The following is a 15,662-nucleotide window of genomic DNA, read 5'->3' on the forward strand; positions in this document are numbered from 1 at the left end:
GATTTTGAGTTTGCTTTCTCGCGTATTTTTGGTGAGTAAATTCGCCATCACTTAATAAAGTGACGACAGGTAGAAAAAGTTTTATCTGTTACTTAATGACTAAAGCAGCTTTTTGAATAGCCTTGCTAAGGCACTAAATAAGCCTTTGTTTATCTTCTTCGTATAAACAAAAGGCTTACTCATACCTTTAATAAAACGTACCTTGTTCGGCTCAGGTTTGAAGAAACGCCCGTCCGGGCATTCAATCCAGCCGCGTGTATTGCGGTAGTGCGTGACCTGGCAACCATGCTTTAACAGGCTGGCAAGTGATGGGGCGTTATCGTTCATATCGTGTACCTGCTACAGTTGCCTACGGGCTTTTAGTTCAACTTCTTCACGGCGGGTTTTATATTCAGCAAGCGCTTTAGCTCTTTGCTGCTTTACTTTTTTACTCCGCAGCCTGATTAAAAATTGAATTAAATACAATGCAAGAACAGCAAAGAGAGAAAGCCCGATAATCATTTCAATTTTCATAACTTCTTCCAGCATTCAACCTTTCAATGGTTCGCATTGCTTCCGCTAAGGCAAAGTCACGGCCATAGTAATTATCAATGCCACCGTTATCATCGCGCTTATTTATCAAATACAAATTACTTCTGTTAAAAGCATTGCGCGGTGATTTGCGGATAGTGAATCCGGAATATACATAAACGTTTTTGCTTACCTGAACCAATCCCGGAATACTTGCGGCATGTGACCCATGCTGTGAATATCGCTTTTTCATTTGGTATTCCTTTCAGCTATTAGCAATCGCATCTTTAAGCATGGCAACCATGTTTACTTCAACTTTTTCACCTGAAAGCTTTTTGGGTCGAATGATGATTCTTCCATCTTTCACCATATCCCGGCAGGTCTCGAAGGGTATTCCGGTCACTCTGGCATACTCTTTTAAAGATAAATAAGGCGATGCAACATTTAAATTGATAGTTACGCCTGACATTTTTCACCTCTTGATGCAGGGCAATCAATCCGAGCTTTCTAACTTAAAGCTGGTATTTCTTTCTGGCGATAATAATGTTTTGAGTTTTTCTATAAGCTCAGGTGCTACCTCTACCGCCCCGGCATACACGGCGATAACATTCACAGAAATTACAACCTGCCCTAAGCGCCCTGCATCTGTTGAATAAATCCCCAAGGCCAGTGTGGAAGCATCAATTACTACGGGGCGTCCTAGGCAAAACCTTGTCGTTTTCTTCTTGCTCATAATTAATTCCTTTACTGATTGGGCTGCATTGCCTCAAGCCCACGCAAAAAAACTATGCGCACCATATTTGATGCCGAACGGCAATCGGCTTCAGCCATTGCTTCTATTGTTGCCCTTTCTTCTGGTGTAAGGCGCAGCGGCAATGTTCCGCCTGTGGCAGCGTTCCTAGGCGTGCGTGATCTCTGTGCATGATGTAGTTGTGTCATAGTGGTATATTGTGATCTGCTAAGTATCCGTGAGAAACATTATGCGAACCAAAGTTCGCATTGTCAATGGTGTTATATGAACTTTGATTTTCATTGTGCTAATAGATTGAAAAATGAAAGGAAGAGATTGGGTTTTAATCAGGCCGCAATTGCCGACCTTTGCGGTATCTCAAGAGAGATTTGGGGAAAGTATGAGCGTGGTAATGCCGTCCCTGGCGGTAATGTTTTGTGTTCCTTCGCTTTGAATGGGGCTAATGTCCAATACATCCTCACGGGAGAAGAAGGTGGCGGTGTCATGCTTAGCCGTGATGAACTGGAAGTTTTAAACCATTTCAGAGCCGCCCCTTTAGCGATCAAAGCAGCCGCATTAGCTGCGCTAACTGCCGGTAACTCTGCATCAAATTCAATCAGCGTATCTGGCAAAGGAAACCGTGTCGCAGGCAGGGATTTCAACGAAAATAAGAAGTAAGGATGAATTTTATGACGGTTAATTCTACTGGTGGGCAAAACCGTGTCGCAGGACGTGATTTCAATGAGAACAAAATCCGCATTGATCAGTTTGATGGGAGCCATACCATCAACATTGCAATCCCGGCAGAACAGCAAGATGTGCGCCCTATCGTTAAAGCTCAGCGTAAAGAGCTAAACAACTTAGTTACTGAGATTGCTGAAGCTGGTGAAATTGAGGCATTTGTAGTCTGGCAGAAAGTCCATGCTGAGATTGGTATAGCTACCGTCAGTGAAATGACCGTAAATCAATATCAGGCAGCAGTCAGTTTCCTTCAGGCCATGTTAGATCGGTGGAAGGATAGGGATGCCAGCAAAGCACTGGTTAGCCTCCTGCTGAGAAACAGCGAAAATAGCGAGACCAGACAAAAACTCATTCGTTACTGCCACATTAACTTCGGTACAGGCAGGCTGAACGATTTAACTCGTCCCCAACTTCAGCTTGCTTTATCTTGGCTTGATCAGAAATCACAGGAGAATGGCAGCTCAACCACTTCGCAGCTTACTACTCGTTTAAAAATCACAGATCTTCTCCGTACCTATCTCATAGAAATCGGCTTTATTTTCATCGTAGGCGCTGTAATAGGTGCTCTTATTTTTTAAATGCTAAATTGCATAAGGATGGCTTTATGAATTCAAAAATTTCAATACCTGAAGAAGGGCTTTATGTATCAAAGAAAGATACCACAATGCGATTGGTAGTAACTGATGTTGATATAGTGGATGACGAGGAAGAAGATAAAGAAGAAGTTTTTTTCTTAGTAACGGTCGTCAGAGAAGGTGATGAGGACGATATGTCAGCACCAGCTTTTGAGTACATTCCTGAAGAGTGGCAGCATCTTGTAAAAAGCCATCAACTTGAATATATCCCTGAAGAAAACTATTCAATTGCTGAGATCCGAGAGCTTTTAAAAAAATAATATTTATAGGTGACGATTGATGACAGTTCGTAAGCTTCCGTCAGGTAAATGGCTATGCCAGTGCTTTCCGTATGGTCGTGACGGGAAACGCATACGCAAACAGTTTGCCACCAAAGGGGAGGCACTCTCATTTGAGCGCCGTACCATGAATAACGCTTACGGCCAGGCGGTTAACGATAATGCGGTAAGACTCTCCACTTTTATTGAGCGCTGGTATGAAATGCACGGCAAGACACTGACATCTGGCGAAGAACGTAAAGTGAAGTTACTAGCCATCTGCGAGCGCCTAGGGGATCCGCTTGCTATTCATTTCGATAAAAACACATTTGCTGTCTACCGGGAAAGACGCTTGAGCGGTGAATGGAATCAGAAGGGAAAGAAGAAACTTAGTGAGGCGACAGTAAACCGCGAGCAGTCTTACCTTCACGCAGTTTTTTCGGAGATGAAGCGACTGGGAGAATGGGAAGGCGACAACCCGTTATCCGGGATTAGACAGTTCAAAGAAGGAGATCAGGAGCTGGCATTTCTTTATGAGGAAGAGATTGACCGGCTGCTGGCGGCGTGCGATCAGTCAGTCAACACAGATCTTGGCATAATCGTGAGAATTTGCCTGGCGACCGGCGCACGCTGGAGCGAAGCGGAGACTTTAAAGCAATCACAGGTTTTGCCGGGCCGTCTGACGTTTACCCAGACCAAAAGCAAAAAGAATCGTACAGTGCCAATTTCCGACCAGTTACAAAAAACCCTACCTAAGAAGCGTGGTACGCTTTTCTCCCCTGCTTACGAGTCGTTTAAAGCAGCTTTAAACAGAGCCGGAATTGAACTACCGAAGGGACAGCGCACACACGTTCTACGTCATACCTTTGCCAGCCATTTTATGATGCGTGGTGGCAACATCCTGGTGCTTCAACAGATACTCGGCCATAGCACGATTATGATGACTATGCGATACGCGCATTTCGCCCCTAATCACCTTGATGCCGCAGTCACGCTTAACCCATTAGATAACCGTACAGACACAAAATAAACAGACCTGAAATAACTATGCTGCCAGGGTGCTGCCATTTTGCTGCCACTCAACAAATTACAGACACAAAAAACCACCGGTTAAGGTGGTTTAAGAAATTACTAACAGCTTGTTTTTATTTAGCTTTAAATATGGTGCCCGGGGCGGGACTTGAACCCGCACAGCCTAATGGCCGAGGGATTTTAAATCCCTTGTGTCTACCGATTTCACCACCCGGGCATGGGCGTTAAGTGGAGGCGCGTCCCGGAGTCGAACCGAGGTGGACGGATTTGCAATCCGCTGCATGGCCACTCTGCCAACGCGCCTTTAATACTGCTTCCTCTGTACGAGGAAAATACTGGAGCGGGAAACGAGACTCGAACTCGCGACCCCGACCTTGGCAAGGTCGTGCTCTACCAACTGAGCTATTCCCGCATTTTTATCAGGCGTTTTTCAACTTACTGATTATGTTGGCTTCTTGCGGCAATGCTGCCGTTCGATGCGATGCATTCTACTGACCTGAGCGTTTGAGTCAATAAAATTATCCCTTCCGGACATCTGTTTGCTGTTTTTTAAAGCGCTTCTGTCAACCTTCAAACAAATCCGCGCGCGCCGCGTTCAGATACTGAAACATTGACCAGAATGTAAGCACCGCAGCGATATAAAGTGCGATGATACCCGCTCCGGTTATCAGCTCATTCGGACGCCACAGCAGGCCGACCAGCGCCAGCATCTGCGCCGTAGTTTTGACCTTACCGATCCAGGAAACCGCCACGCTGCTGCGCTTGCCGATTTCCGCCATCCATTCACGCAACGCGGAAATGATGATCTCGCGCGCTATCATGGTTGCTGCCGGCAGCGTAACCCACCAGATGTGAAAATGCTCAGCCACCAGGACCAGCGCTATCGCCACCATTACTTTATCGGCAACCGGATCGAGAAAGGCGCCGAAACGCGTGGTCTGTTTCCAGAGACGAGCAAGCCAGCCGTCGAACCAGTCGGTGATAGCCGCCACGACGAAAATCAGCGCACAGGCGAACGGCGCCCATTGAAATGGCAAATAAAACGCCAGCACAAAAAACGGTATCAAAATTACGCGAAACAGGGTCAGCAGAGTTGGAATATTAAAACGCATATATTAGCTAACTGTCTGGACTGAGTAGGAATTGCAAGTATGTTGCTACAATGTCCATGGGGTTGCAATGGTTAGTGTTTCAATGACCCATAGATTTTTTCCGCCAGAGCATGGGATATGCCGGGGACTTTGGCTATTTCATCGACCGTCGCATTCATCAGCGGTTGCAGGCCGCCCATGTATTTCAGCAGCATCTGGCGCCGTTTCGGACCGATGCCCTCAACGGATTCCAGGGTGCTGGTTTTTTTCACTTTAGCGCGTTTATTGCGATGCCCCGAAATTGCATGATTGTGAGAGTCATCACGAATATGTTGGATAACATGCAGCGCTGGCGAGTCGGGCGGCAGGGAAAACCCCTCGCCTTCCGGCTCAAAAAACAGCGTTTCCAGACCCGCTTTACGATCGCTGCCTTTGGCCACGCCAAGCAATAATGGGTGGTCTTTGTCCCAGGAAACATCCAACTCAGCAAAAACATTTTTTGCCTGCGCCAGCTGCCCTTTGCCGCCATCGATTAAGATAAGGTCGGGAATTTTGCTGTCGTCCAGCGCTTTACCATAGCGCCGACGCAGCACCTGGTTCATCGCTGCATAATCATCGCCCGGCGTAATACCGCTAATGTTGTAGCGCCGGTACTCGCTGCGCACTGGACCGTTAGCATCAAATACCACGCAGGAGGCCACGGTTTGTTCACCCATGGTGTGGCTGATATCAAAGCATTCCATACGGCGGATTGTCGGCAGCTCCAACGCCTGCGCCAGGCTTGCCAGCCGCTGATGAATAGTTGACTGCTGCGAAAGACGGCTAACCAGCGCCGTCGCGGCATTGGTCCTTGCCAGTTTAAGATAGCGTGCGCGATCGCCGCGCGGCTTCGACTGGATATTCACCCGGCGGCCGGCCATTTCACTGAGCGAGTCGGCCAGCAGCTCTTTTTCCGGCAGCAGGAAGTCCAGCAAAATTTCGCCGGGTAAGGTTCTTGCCTGGCTTCCCTGCAGATAAAACTGCCCGACAAAAGTCTGCACGACCTCGGCCAGCGCGGTGCCCGATGGAACTTTAGGAAAATAGCTGCGGCTGCCGAGAACCTTTCCCTGACGAATGAACAGCACGTGCAGGCAGGCAATACCGGCATCATAACTGACGCCGATAACGTCAAGATCGTCGCCCTGATTGCTGACAAACTGCTTCTCGGTCACTCGCCGCACCGCCTGAATCTGGTCGCGCACGCGGGCTGCTTCTTCAAACTTCAATGCCTGGCTGGCGGTTTCCATGCGCTCAACCAGCTGCTTCATAACCTGATCGTCTTTGCCGGAGAGAAACAGCCGCACGTAATCCGTTTGCTGCTTATATTCGTCCTCGCTCACCAGGCCCGCCACGCAGGGACCAAGGCAGCGGCCAATCTGATACTGCAGGCACGGACGCGAGCGATTGCGATAAACACTGTTTTCACACTGACGAACAGGAAAGATTTTTTGCAGCAGAGCGAGAGTTTCACGAACCGCATAGCCATTAGGAAACGGGCCGAAATACTCCCCTTTAGCGTGTTTGGCGCCGCGGTGCATTGCCAGCCTTGGATGCGCATCGGCGCTAAGAAAAATATAGGGGTAGGATTTATCATCGCGCAGCAGCACGTTGTAGCGAGGCTGATACAGCTTAATGTAGTTATGCTCCAGCAGCAGCGCTTCGGTTTCCGTATGGGTGACGGTAACGTCGATGTGGCGGATATTGTCCACCAGCGCTTCGGTCTTGCGGCTGCCGACCTGACTACGAAAATAGCTGGAAAGTCGCTTTTTAAGGTCTTTTGCTTTACCGACATAGATAACCGTATCAGTACCGTCATACATGCGATAAACGCCTGGCTGGCTGGTAACGGTTTTCAGGAAAGATTTAGCGTCAAACACATCATTCACTGTTAATTAACGATTCTGCATTAAGCATACCATGGCGAATAGCGAGATGTGTCAGCTCGACATCGCCATTGATATTAAGCTTGCTGAACATACGATAGCGGTAGCTGTTAACAGTTTTAGGGCTAAGATTAAGCTGCTCAGAAATTTCAGTTACCTTTTGCCCACGCGTAATCATGAGCATGATTTGCAACTCGCGTTCGGAAAGGCAGCTGAAGGGAGATTCCGCTTTATCGGGTTCGATCTGGCTGAGCGCCATTTGCTGAGCGATGTCGGAGGCGATATAGCGCTGTCCGGCATGAACCGCCCGGATAGCGTTGATCATCTCTTGCGGCGCGGCGCCTTTGCTTAAATAGCCAGAAGCGCCAGCCTGCATAACTTTCGCCGGCAGCGGATTTTCCGTATGAATGGTCAGCATGATGATACGGGCGTCGGGATTGTAACGCACTATTTTACGCGTGGCTTCCAGACCGCCGATGCCGGGCATATTCATGTCCATCAGCACCACGTCCACACGGTTCGCCCGACACCATTTCACCGCGTCCTCGCCGCAGTTCACCTCACCGGCAACGCGGATACCTTTGATATCTTCCAGTATGCGCCGGATGCCGGCGCGAACTAGCTCATGGTCATCAACAAGAAGAACGCTGATCAAGTAGAACACTCCAGGCAAAAGCAGGCTATAGCCTAAACATCAATCTTACCCTTTTTCCAGAAAGTAATGCACTCAGAAATTCATGGTTATAACGTTTTTTTTCGCTGAAAGGTCGGCCGCAAAAAAAAGGTTATTTTATTATTACAATTAGTTTCCATTACTTTCCTTCGCCACACTTTTCAGCAGTTAAAAACGGCAGATGAAAATAAAAATATATAAAAATCAATAAATTAAATTAAATAAGCTTCGATAATTAACCCACAACTTATCTTGCTTATTACGCTTCGCTTAATTCATCTTTTTTTGTGCATAATTTATGAAAAATATACACACCGGAACATTTTAGTTTCTATTTGACTGACTTTCATTCGATCTTAAGCACCACGGGTTAGCTGCTCTGAAGCTTGTGATATACTCGCTTATGCGATTTAGTACAACAAGCCAATGCGCTATAACATCAGGTCTTAAGGAACTTTTATGATACGCCACGATTTTACGACTCAGCAGGATGTACAGGCTCTGGCAAACGAGGTCGCCGGTATGAAGGCGCTGGTCACTTTAATCCTGAAAGGCATGGGCCAGGCCGACGCCGGGAAAGTGATAATCAACATGGAGCGCTATATTAATGACCTCAAAGATCCGGAGCAAGCAGAGGTGCTGAGCACCACGGTTAAGCAGATAAAGCAGGCTTATCGTCAGTAAGACCCGCCGCGCCCATTGATTTTTCAGCTTCTTTAGGTCAACGTAAAGCGAAACATTGACTGCTAATTGAGAAACAATGGGCCTGTTGCTAAAAGCGCTGCTTGGCGCCGGCGTGGTACTGCTAATCGGACTGCTATCAAAGACCCGTAACTACTATATCGCCGGGCTTATTCCTCTTTTCCCAACCTTTGCACTCATCGCGCATTATATTGTCGGCAGCGAACGCAACCTTGAAGCGCTGCGCAGCACCATCATCTTTGGTATGTGGGCTATCGTTCCCTACTTTGTTTATCTGTTTTCACTCTACTGGCTGGCCGGATACTGGCGGCTGCCGCTGGCTCTCACCGGCGCCGTAGGCTGCTGGCTAATCGCAGCCTGGCTGCTGATAACACTCTGGGTTAAATGGCACGGGCAGGCTTAGCGGTTGCGGCTGCTCCAGTTGACAGAGACCCCCAGCGAAGGCAGCACCTCCTCCGGACTAAAACGGCGCGAACCGCGAAATTTTTCACCGAATCTCGGCTGATTAACCGGAATTCTGATAGCAAAAAGATTATCTTCCGACTGGATAATGCCCGCCGTTAGCGGCTCATAGTCAACCTGACTACGGCTGAACATCTCTTCAAGCATCGGCGTTGCAGCACATATTAACTCTTTCATGCCAGCCTGTTCAGCCAGCTGCAGCGCATGCCAGAGCAGATGCAAAGGCAGCTGTTCATCAACTTCGATACGGGCAGAAAAACGTGACATTTCCCAAACTGCGGGCGACTGACCGGTCGGATGAAAAACCGTCGGGTTACCCCCCGTTTGTTTGCGCAAGGGGATCAGTCGTGCGCATCCGCAAATTCCCAGCTGCGAATGCCATGCAATCAGCCAGTTGACCTCGGAACGATCGAAACGGTCGTACTCCTGGCCGGGCGTATATAATCTTGACGGCACAGACCAGCCTTCGTCGCGGGTAAAGATGCTGTAGCGATAGCTTCCAAGCTCAGCCAGTAAAGATGAAGGCATATCCTTCTGTCTGGTCTGAATTATTTTCATTGTACTCCCCTGTCGCCATCCCTTTAAAAGCCGCACCTAACGGCACACTCAGCGTTGCTTCCTACTTACCGCAGGGTAAACAACCAATCAAGCCAGAAAAACTACCAATTTTGGTAGGCTTCGATGATTTTATATCAATCCAATAGCAGCGGCATAAGAGGCTATTTGCGTTTTGTTTGGCGCATTAAACCTCTTTTGCATGTTTTTTTGGTGAAAATTGACGGTATTTTCCGAGATAGCCAGTATCAGAGATATTTCCGCGGAGGTTTTCCCTTCGGCCGTCCATTTAAGTATCTCCAGTTCACGATCGCTTAGCTCCATATTGAGTACGCTCATCGAGGCATCCTCCATGCGGACCAAAGCGGATAGCGCCAGCTCAGTCAACAGGGGGAGCTTCAGCTCTTCTTCCAATGAGATAGTTTTATTTTTCATGGAATTAGCTGAACTCATAGAGAGAATACCAATTGTACGACTTTTTGCCATCGACGAGTAGGAAATTCCTGACTTTATTCCATTAGCTTTAATCAGCTCATGCAGATAATGATGACTGGAAAAAAACGCGTCTTCCCAGCGCAATATTTTTCCCGGCAGCTGACAGGCTTGTACCACTGGATCGAAATGCGAATATTCCTCCTTCAGGTAATGACGGATAAAATGTTCGTTATGATTACTGTATATAAAGGTTTTCGGTCTGGTAAAGGGAACGGGCTGGCGAATGAATAACGCAAAGTTATCAAATGCCAGCCACCTCGTCTCACGCGCGATAATTTTAGTTAATTGCACGATTTCACTGACAGACTGAAAAGCGGTTTGCACTTCAGAGCGCCAACTGAAATAGCTTTCAGATGTCATTGATGCCTCGCCAGCGCGCAATTTTTATTTGCGTCCTGATTATAATTTTGCTTTTGACTGACATAGCAACAGAAAGAATAAAACCGGGATGAAAATAAAAAACCAAAAGAAACCAGTCAACAAACCGCCCGCACCAGGCGTGTTATACGCGGGCCGGCAAATCTTACCGCTGTCACATCCCATCGCTGTTATACCACTTCGGGCGGGCGAAAAGATCGCACATCGTCACATTGTTATGCCACCTATTTGATGCTGCAATAATAGGATTTTCCTGTTTAATATTCAATATTTCTGTTGTATTCAGACCAGTCATAACTGGCTATTTTTCTGCACTAATTCACCTTCCCTTGCTCATTTCATCAAAAAATATACAGCAAAGATAATTTTAACTTAATGATAAGTAACAATTGTTTTTGGATTTCAGTAAAGTTTGACTTTTCATCGATAGATTAATATTTAGTGATTACTGGCTAAAAGTGGTCTGCAAAAGACTGCCTTTCATTGGTAAAATTTCCTGAAGTGATGATGAAATCATGAGTACAATCACATTATGAAACTTCACTTGCCGGACCTATTTATCAGCCACTATTGTGTTTATAACGGGCTGAATAATAGACAAAACGTCAGGCTGTCATTTTGATAAGGACATAACTATGTTGGACAAAGTGGCTATGACATTTTTGCTGCTTGGCGCATGCACCGCGCTGATGATCGTTAAAGATGCGTTTCGCCGTCCGGCAGCGCCACCAGTGATGAACCTGACCTGGCTGATTACCGGACTTTATATGCCCTTTATTGGTTGGTTAGCCTGGTGGTATTTTGCTCGCCAGCAGGGCGGGCGAACGGTGTTGTATCCGCATCGTCCAGGCTTGCGCCGGGCGACTGCGGCCGGCGTTTTTACATCAACATCGATTACCGCCAGCGGCGGCGTCGCCGGCGCCATGCTGGCGCTGGCCTTGTTGCCGCTCTTGAGTCATGCCCTTCCCAACTCACCGCGTCTTTGCCATGCGCTATTTTCTTCACTTCTGGCGCTGCTTAGCGGGTTTATTGTACTGACGCTTTACTGGCGGCAGGCTGAGCGATTATCCTGGCTGAGAGCAATGTTAAGGACGCTGAAAAGCGGCCTGCTTTCACTGGTTGCCTGGCAACTCGGCATGTTCCTCTATTTTGAGCTGGCGCTGCACTTCGTTTTGCACGGCGCTGTCGGTCCGTCTCTGCTACCGTGCTGGTTTATGCTGCAGATTGCGTTTTTTACCGGCTTTATTTTTAGCTGGCCGGTCAATAAAGCCCGGCTGGAAAAATGATGCACACCGGCTGGGTAAAACTTACGCCACCGACCGCTGCGCGGACAATTTCTGGCAACCGGCCCGCAGCGTTGAATAGAGATATCGGCGATCGCCCCCCTCAACGTCAGAACGTACTCTTTTTGAGCATTCAGCCTGGCCGGACCGGTTTTTTACTGCCATCAAAGTAGCGTTGCGATAATCTTCTCGTCCGGTCGGTACGGGCTATTAACCGCCGGGCAAAGACGCGACGGCCCTCACGATTGTTAATATTTATTTAGCTATTAACAGGATGTTTACTCTATCGTGTTGCCATTATCTGACCGAATATCCATACCAATAAAAGCCAGTAAGCGCTGACACAATGCTATCTACAGGAGCCAAAAACCCTATGGTTGATCAAAACAAAGCGACTGCCGACGAGAACGGCGGCGCAGGAGAACTACGGCGAAACTTGCATAATCGCCATATTCAGCTGATGGCCATCGGCGGAGCCATTGGCACCGGCCTGTTTATGGGCTCGGGCAAAACGATCAGTATGGCGGGCCCATCAATCATTTTTGTTTATATGATTATTGGCTTCATGCTGTTCTTCGTCATGCGCGCTATGGGCGAACTGCTGCTCTCAAATCTTGAATATAAATCTTTCAGTGATTTTGCCGCCGACCTGCTCGGTCCATGGGCCGGCTATTTTACCGGCTGGACTTACTGGTTCTGCTGGGTGGTGACCGGCATTGCCGATATTGTCGCTATCAGCTCCTATTTTCAGCTTTGGTTTCCCGGATTCTCCGTCTGGATGAGCGCCCTGCTATGCATTGTGGTGTTTCTGACGCTTAATATCGTAACCGTTAAGCTGTTTGGCGAAATGGAGTTCTGGTTTGCGATTATCAAAATCGTTGCCATCGTAGCGCTAATCGTCACCGGCATCGTGTTGGTCTTCATGCATTATCCCTCGCCCGGCGGCGCCCATGCGGCGCTCAGCAATATTTGGGATCGCGGCGGCTGGTTTCCAAAGGGCATCAGCGGATTCTTTGCCGGCTTCCAGATAGCCGTGTTTGCCTTCGTCGGTATTGAGCTGGTCGGCACCGCCGCGGCGGAAACGCGCGATCCGCGTAAAGTATTGCCACGCGCGATTAACGCGATCCCCCTGCGGGTAATCATGTTCTACGTCTGCGCGCTGATCGTTATCATGGCGGTTACCCCTTGGGATCAGGTGGTTGCCGATCGCAGTCCCTTTGTTGAAATGTTTGTGCTGATCGGGCTGCCAGCAGCCGCCAGTATCGTCAATTTTGTGGTGCTGACCTCTGCGGCCTCCTCGGCTAATAGCGGGATATTTTCTACCAGCCGCATGCTTTATGGCCTGGCGCAGCAGGACGTAGCCCACCCCTTGTTTGGTAAACTCTCACCGCGCGCGGTGCCTACGAACGGATTGTTTTTCTCCTGCCTGTGCTTACTGGGCGGCGTTGCGCTGATTTACCTGATTCCCAATGTGATGACGGTATTTACCCTGGTTACCACCGTTTCGGCAATTTTGTTCATGTTTGTCTGGACCATTATTCTTTGCTCTTATCTGGTTTATCGTAAGCGCCGTCCGGAACAACATGCAGCGTCGGTGTATAAAATGCCGCTTGGCAAAATTATGTGCTGGGTTGTCATGGCCTTCTTCGTTTTCATCCTGGTGCTGTTAACGCTTCAGCAAGACACGCGTCAGGCATTGATGGTCACCCCTTTATGGTTTGTCATCCTGGCCTTTGGCTGGATGATGCGTCGCCGTCGGCACGGCTGATAAAGGGCTACGGGCCGGAATATCCGGCCCGTATTCAGAAACGCGTTATTAATTTCCGCCACGCTTTGGCTAGCGGCGGTCGATTAAATGGCAAACGTGACGGGACAACCGTCGAATTATGCAAAGGCTCAGGACCCAGGTCGAAAGTAAAGCTATAGTGTGGTTCCTCCCCCATCCGCAGGTCGGTGATATACACCCGGCCATTCAGCTTCTTCATAGAAAAAAAGCCGTGGCTAAACCATGCGACACGATCAACATGCCAATTGCCTTGCAGGCGGCTGAACAGCGCCATATCACGCGGATAAGATTTGAATTCTATGGCCTTATGCGGATGCAATAATGAGAAGTAAGCTTCACTGTACTGATTTCCCTGCATCCGCAGCAGTCGCCATTGCAGCGTGTTTAAGGGAGTTGGCGTCACCAACAGCGGCGCTGGCTTTTCTCCTGCTGCCGCCAGCTGCTGGCTCACATGCTCTCTGACCCAGCTTTGCGCTGCGACGCTCCAGGCGAGATAAAGGCATCCCAGGGTTAGTCCTAGTGCATTACTGCGTATCCCGGCGCGTCCACGCAACCATAATGCACAGATCCCCCCCACCAGCAGCGGCAACGTAAATAAAGGGTCGATAATAAAAATGCTGCCGATAGCAAAGGGCCGGTCGGTAAAAGGCAACCCAAGCTGGGTTCCGTATACGGTAAAAACATCAAGCAGAGGATGCGTAATCAGCACCAGCCAAACCGCCAGCCACCAGCGGCCAAAAAGTGAAGGCTGATGTTTGCACAGCGTTATCAAACCAGCGATCAGCGGTGAAAATAACGTCAGCCAGAACAGCGAATGACTATTGGTGCGGTGCAGCGTCATATTGCGAATGGCGTCGCCATGATCGATAAACACATCCAAATCAGGCAGGGTGCCACAAACAGCGCCAACCACCGCAGCCTGCCAGAGCGGAATTTTCCTGCCGGCAACCGCCATGCTGACTGAAGCACCCAGCACTAACTGTGAAACGGAATCCATATATTTCCCCGGATAGTCAGCCGCTCAGCGAACGCGGATGCCTTCAATAATCATGCGCTGGACGTTCTCAACGGTTTCAGCAAAAAACTGGCTGTCTTCAAGACCGCGACCGGTAATCGCTGTCACCTGGCTGGCAAAATCAGCATAGTGCTGCGTTGCGGCCCAGAGCATAAAAATTAAATGATGCGGCGCTATAGCCGCTAATTTCCCTTCGTCTACCCAGCGCGCAATAATCGCCGATTTCTCATTGACTAATGCTTTGAGATTCTCCTCCAGCTCCTGTTTCAGCAGCGGAGCGCCTTGTATCATTTCCATACAAAACAGCCGCGACGCCTGCGGGTTGTCGCGGGAAACTTCAAGTTTCAGCTGAATATAGTGACGGATCGCCTCCAGCGGATCCTGCTGATAACTGAGCGCTTTTAACGGTGCCAGCCAGATGCTGAGAAGATCCTGCAGCACGGCGAGGTAAAGCGCTGTTTTAGAGGGAAAATAGTAAAGCAGATTAGTTTTTGACACCTCCGCCTGCTCAGCGACCTTATCCAGACTGGTACCGTGAAAACCATACTGAGAAAACAGGCTGAGCGCGGATTGCAGAATAGCCGCACGTTTTGCGGCTACAGCATGTGAGCGGCGTGACGCCCTGCCAATCGAATGCTTGTGGTTTGAATTCACCCCGTTCTCCCTGCCGTAGCCAGACTGGCGCGATAATAGCAAACCCTGACAAAGTTACCTAATCAGATGAAATTTGCGGCAAAAATGTTAAATTTTCTGCCAACGACGTCATGGATTAACTATTAAGTAAAACGGATGGGAGTGCATAACGAATGGCAGTCAGCCCCAGGGCAAGGCTAACGGATAAGTAGTAAAGATAGCTAAAATTAACCGCCGGACAGCACACCGGCGGATTCAGGCATTGCTATGCAGCTTGCCTATTTGTCATTTCGGTTTGCACGGCTATTTCGACCGCCTTTTTCGCCAGCTTCCGATGCCCGCTGCGGATCGTTTTTAAAGTTGCCGCCGCTTACCTTTCCTCCTTTACGGCCAGCTTCCGCCGCTCTTTCACGGTTTTCAGCGAAATTGCCAGCACCACCACGATGTTGCGCCATCATTCACCTCCGGATAGTTAAGGAATCATTGTTGTTTATGCGGAGGAAACCAGATTTACCTGAGACCACCGCATGGCATATTTGCGCACAAGCGCGTTTGCCACTCGATAATCATAGTGTAAACCAAGCAATATGCGGCTCCGGCCAGAGGAAAAAATGGCAATCCGGAGGGTAAGTCATCCTGATATCAGGGAAAATAACTTCAAAAAAACTTATATTTAATGTGCATTCTGCTGGCAAAAAATGCCCTGAGTCAGGCAGTTTTAGCTCACTCTTCTATACTTAATCACGGCGCTATTTTAAACAG

General features: G+C 48.7%; 21 protein-coding genes and 3 tRNA genes. 8 read left to right on the forward strand and 16 right to left on the reverse strand.

What is annotated here, in order from left to right; all coding sequences use genetic code 11:
* Window positions 1–99: 99 nt before the first annotated feature.
* From BTJ39_RS06830 to BTJ39_RS06845, 5 genes are read right to left on the reverse strand one after another with little or no spacing between them, the layout of a single operon-like run.
* Window positions 100–327 carry a phage filamentation protein Fil family protein gene (locus BTJ39_RS06830; protein ID WP_006117874.1) on the reverse strand — a complete coding sequence of 76 codons (228 nt, stop codon included), beginning with the start codon at window positions 325–327 and terminating at the stop codon, window positions 100–102.
* Window positions 328–339: 12 nt separating this feature from the next.
* The gene (locus tag BTJ39_RS24800) at window positions 340–513 is read right to left on the reverse strand and encodes a tumor necrosis factor receptor family protein (protein WP_176110249.1); all 174 of its coding nucleotides are present in this window, start codon (window positions 511–513) and stop codon (window positions 340–342) included.
* On the reverse strand, window positions 503–763 hold the full coding sequence (locus BTJ39_RS06835) for a DUF4761 family protein (RefSeq protein ID WP_139356323.1): 261 nt from the start codon (window positions 761–763) through the stop codon (window positions 503–505). The genes BTJ39_RS24800 and BTJ39_RS06835 overlap by 11 nt, the downstream gene beginning before the upstream one ends.
* Before the next feature lie 12 nt (window positions 764–775).
* Window positions 776–979, reverse strand: a complete 204-nt coding sequence (locus BTJ39_RS06840; RefSeq protein WP_078001925.1) for a DNA-binding protein — start codon at window positions 977–979, stop codon at window positions 776–778.
* Between the two features lie 24 nt (window positions 980–1,003).
* On the reverse strand, window positions 1,004–1,243 hold the full coding sequence (locus BTJ39_RS06845) for a hypothetical protein (RefSeq protein ID WP_078001926.1): 240 nt from the start codon (window positions 1,241–1,243) through the stop codon (window positions 1,004–1,006).
* 282 nt (window positions 1,244–1,525) lie between these two features.
* On the opposite strand from BTJ39_RS06845, the gene BTJ39_RS06855 reads away from it, so the two are divergent.
* From BTJ39_RS06855 to BTJ39_RS06870, 4 genes are read left to right on the forward strand one after another with little or no spacing between them, the layout of a single operon-like run.
* Window positions 1,526–1,918, forward strand: coding sequence for a helix-turn-helix domain-containing protein (locus BTJ39_RS06855; RefSeq protein WP_078001928.1), 393 nt, complete (start codon window positions 1,526–1,528; stop codon window positions 1,916–1,918).
* Window positions 1,919–1,929: 11 nt separating this feature from the next.
* Entirely contained in the window at window positions 1,930–2,559 is a 630-nt protein-coding gene (locus BTJ39_RS06860) for a hypothetical protein (protein ID WP_078002111.1), read from the forward strand.
* Between the two features lie 26 nt (window positions 2,560–2,585).
* Window positions 2,586–2,876: a DUF8087 domain-containing protein gene (locus BTJ39_RS06865; protein WP_078001929.1), complete on the forward strand. Its 291-nt coding sequence runs from the start codon at window positions 2,586–2,588 to the stop codon at window positions 2,874–2,876.
* Window positions 2,877–2,895: 19 nt separating this feature from the next.
* Complete coding sequence (locus BTJ39_RS06870; protein ID WP_078001930.1) at window positions 2,896–3,903, forward strand: phage integrase; 1,008 nt, start codon at window positions 2,896–2,898, stop codon at window positions 3,901–3,903.
* 132 nt (window positions 3,904–4,035) lie between these two features.
* Here the strand turns inward: BTJ39_RS06870 and BTJ39_RS06875 are convergent.
* The 6 genes from BTJ39_RS06875 to uvrY all read right to left on the reverse strand — a co-directional run bounded on the left by BTJ39_RS06875 (window position 4,036) and on the right by uvrY (window position 7,573).
* Window positions 4,036–4,122, reverse strand: a tRNA-Leu gene (locus tag BTJ39_RS06875).
* Between the two features lie 12 nt (window positions 4,123–4,134).
* Window positions 4,135–4,208: transfer RNA gene (locus BTJ39_RS06880), tRNA-Cys, on the reverse strand.
* A 33-nt stretch (window positions 4,209–4,241) separates the two neighbouring features.
* A tRNA-Gly gene (locus BTJ39_RS06885) sits at window positions 4,242–4,317 on the reverse strand.
* Between the two features lie 151 nt (window positions 4,318–4,468).
* Window positions 4,469–5,017: a CDP-diacylglycerol--glycerol-3-phosphate 3-phosphatidyltransferase gene (gene pgsA / locus BTJ39_RS06890; RefSeq protein ID WP_078001931.1), complete on the reverse strand. Its 549-nt coding sequence runs from the start codon at window positions 5,015–5,017 to the stop codon at window positions 4,469–4,471.
* Window positions 5,018–5,088: 71 nt separating this feature from the next.
* On the reverse strand, window positions 5,089–6,921 hold the full coding sequence (uvrC, locus tag BTJ39_RS06895; protein ID WP_078001932.1) for an excinuclease ABC subunit UvrC: 1,833 nt from the start codon (window positions 6,919–6,921) through the stop codon (window positions 5,089–5,091).
* Window positions 6,914–7,573, reverse strand: a complete 660-nt coding sequence (uvrY, locus tag BTJ39_RS06900) for a UvrY/SirA/GacA family response regulator transcription factor (protein WP_078001933.1) — start codon at window positions 7,571–7,573, stop codon at window positions 6,914–6,916. Before uvrY ends, uvrC begins: the two co-directional genes overlap by 8 nt.
* Before the next feature lie 477 nt (window positions 7,574–8,050).
* Between uvrY and BTJ39_RS06905 the strand changes: the two genes are divergently transcribed.
* Window positions 8,051–8,275: a DUF2594 family protein gene (locus tag BTJ39_RS06905; RefSeq protein WP_078001934.1), complete on the forward strand. Its 225-nt coding sequence runs from the start codon at window positions 8,051–8,053 to the stop codon at window positions 8,273–8,275.
* 76 nt (window positions 8,276–8,351) lie between these two features.
* On the forward strand, window positions 8,352–8,696 hold the full coding sequence (locus BTJ39_RS06910; RefSeq protein WP_078001935.1) for a GlpM family protein: 345 nt from the start codon (window positions 8,352–8,354) through the stop codon (window positions 8,694–8,696).
* Here the strand turns inward: BTJ39_RS06910 and BTJ39_RS06915 are convergent.
* Both BTJ39_RS06915 and sdiA read right to left on the reverse strand, forming a co-directional pair.
* Window positions 8,693–9,313 carry an acyl-homoserine-lactone synthase gene (locus BTJ39_RS06915; protein ID WP_078001936.1) on the reverse strand — a complete coding sequence of 207 codons (621 nt, stop codon included), beginning with the start codon at window positions 9,311–9,313 and terminating at the stop codon, window positions 8,693–8,695. The genes BTJ39_RS06910 and BTJ39_RS06915 overlap by 4 nt on opposite strands.
* A gap of 129 nt (window positions 9,314–9,442) precedes the next feature.
* A complete protein-coding gene (sdiA, locus tag BTJ39_RS06920) occupies window positions 9,443–10,165 on the reverse strand; it encodes a LuxR C-terminal-related transcriptional regulator (RefSeq protein WP_078001937.1) in 723 nt (240 codons plus the stop codon).
* 653 nt (window positions 10,166–10,818) lie between these two features.
* Here sdiA and BTJ39_RS06925 point away from each other — a divergent pair.
* Together BTJ39_RS06925 and cycA are read left to right on the forward strand one after the other, a co-directional pair.
* The gene (locus BTJ39_RS06925; protein ID WP_078001938.1) at window positions 10,819–11,469 is read left to right on the forward strand and encodes a DUF4396 domain-containing protein; all 651 of its coding nucleotides are present in this window, start codon (window positions 10,819–10,821) and stop codon (window positions 11,467–11,469) included.
* 370 nt (window positions 11,470–11,839) lie between these two features.
* On the forward strand, window positions 11,840–13,234 hold the full coding sequence (gene cycA, locus BTJ39_RS06930; RefSeq protein WP_078001939.1) for a D-serine/D-alanine/glycine transporter: 1,395 nt from the start codon (window positions 11,840–11,842) through the stop codon (window positions 13,232–13,234).
* Between the two features lie 34 nt (window positions 13,235–13,268).
* Here the strand turns inward: cycA and BTJ39_RS06935 are convergent, their stop codons facing one another.
* The 3 genes from BTJ39_RS06935 to BTJ39_RS06945 all read right to left on the reverse strand — a co-directional run bounded on the left by BTJ39_RS06935 (window position 13,269) and on the right by BTJ39_RS06945 (window position 15,355).
* Entirely contained in the window at window positions 13,269–14,249 is a 981-nt protein-coding gene (locus BTJ39_RS06935; protein WP_078001940.1) for a metal-dependent hydrolase, read from the reverse strand.
* Between the two features lie 24 nt (window positions 14,250–14,273).
* Window positions 14,274–14,921, reverse strand: a complete 648-nt coding sequence (gene rutR, locus BTJ39_RS06940; RefSeq protein ID WP_078001941.1) for an HTH-type transcriptional regulator RutR — start codon at window positions 14,919–14,921, stop codon at window positions 14,274–14,276.
* A 257-nt stretch (window positions 14,922–15,178) separates the two neighbouring features.
* Window positions 15,179–15,355: a con-10 family general stress protein gene (locus BTJ39_RS06945; protein WP_078001942.1), complete on the reverse strand. Its 177-nt coding sequence runs from the start codon at window positions 15,353–15,355 to the stop codon at window positions 15,179–15,181.
* Window positions 15,356–15,662: the final 307 nt, after the last annotated feature.

The sequence above is a fragment of the Izhakiella australiensis genome, from assembly GCF_002006995.1.
In the GTDB taxonomy this organism is placed as follows: Bacteria; Pseudomonadota; Gammaproteobacteria; order Enterobacterales; family Enterobacteriaceae; genus Izhakiella; species Izhakiella australiensis.

Excerpts from the sequence above, each read along its gene's own strand:
- cycA (WP_078001939.1), top strand. The coding sequence starts at position 11,840 with ATGGTTGATCAAAACAAAGCGACTGCCGACGAGAACGGCGGCGCAGGA.
- BTJ39_RS06935 (WP_078001940.1), bottom strand. The coding sequence starts at position 14,249 with ATGGATTCCGTTTCACAGTTAGTGCTGGGTGCTTCAGTCAGCATGGCG.
- BTJ39_RS06855 (WP_078001928.1), top strand. The coding sequence starts at position 1,526 with ATGAACTTTGATTTTCATTGTGCTAATAGATTGAAAAATGAAAGGAAG.
- sdiA (WP_078001937.1), bottom strand. The coding sequence starts at position 10,165 with ATGACATCTGAAAGCTATTTCAGTTGGCGCTCTGAAGTGCAAACCGCT.
- BTJ39_RS06840 (WP_078001925.1), bottom strand. The coding sequence starts at position 979 with ATGTCAGGCGTAACTATCAATTTAAATGTTGCATCGCCTTATTTATCT.
- BTJ39_RS06945 (WP_078001942.1), bottom strand. The coding sequence starts at position 15,355 with ATGGCGCAACATCGTGGTGGTGCTGGCAATTTCGCTGAAAACCGTGAA.
- BTJ39_RS06865 (WP_078001929.1), top strand. The coding sequence starts at position 2,586 with ATGAATTCAAAAATTTCAATACCTGAAGAAGGGCTTTATGTATCAAAG.
- BTJ39_RS24800 (WP_176110249.1), bottom strand. The coding sequence starts at position 513 with ATGAAAATTGAAATGATTATCGGGCTTTCTCTCTTTGCTGTTCTTGCA.
- BTJ39_RS06860 (WP_078002111.1), top strand. The coding sequence starts at position 1,930 with ATGACGGTTAATTCTACTGGTGGGCAAAACCGTGTCGCAGGACGTGAT.
- BTJ39_RS06925 (WP_078001938.1), top strand. The coding sequence starts at position 10,819 with ATGTTGGACAAAGTGGCTATGACATTTTTGCTGCTTGGCGCATGCACC.
- BTJ39_RS06915 (WP_078001936.1), bottom strand. The coding sequence starts at position 9,313 with ATGAAAATAATTCAGACCAGACAGAAGGATATGCCTTCATCTTTACTG.
- BTJ39_RS06845 (WP_078001926.1), bottom strand. The coding sequence starts at position 1,243 with ATGAGCAAGAAGAAAACGACAAGGTTTTGCCTAGGACGCCCCGTAGTA.
- BTJ39_RS06835 (WP_139356323.1), bottom strand. The coding sequence starts at position 763 with ATGAAAAAGCGATATTCACAGCATGGGTCACATGCCGCAAGTATTCCG.
- pgsA (WP_078001931.1), bottom strand. The coding sequence starts at position 5,017 with ATGCGTTTTAATATTCCAACTCTGCTGACCCTGTTTCGCGTAATTTTG.
- BTJ39_RS06905 (WP_078001934.1), top strand. The coding sequence starts at position 8,051 with ATGATACGCCACGATTTTACGACTCAGCAGGATGTACAGGCTCTGGCA.
- BTJ39_RS06870 (WP_078001930.1), top strand. The coding sequence starts at position 2,896 with ATGACAGTTCGTAAGCTTCCGTCAGGTAAATGGCTATGCCAGTGCTTT.
- BTJ39_RS06830 (WP_006117874.1), bottom strand. The coding sequence starts at position 327 with ATGAACGATAACGCCCCATCACTTGCCAGCCTGTTAAAGCATGGTTGC.
- BTJ39_RS06910 (WP_078001935.1), top strand. The coding sequence starts at position 8,352 with ATGGGCCTGTTGCTAAAAGCGCTGCTTGGCGCCGGCGTGGTACTGCTA.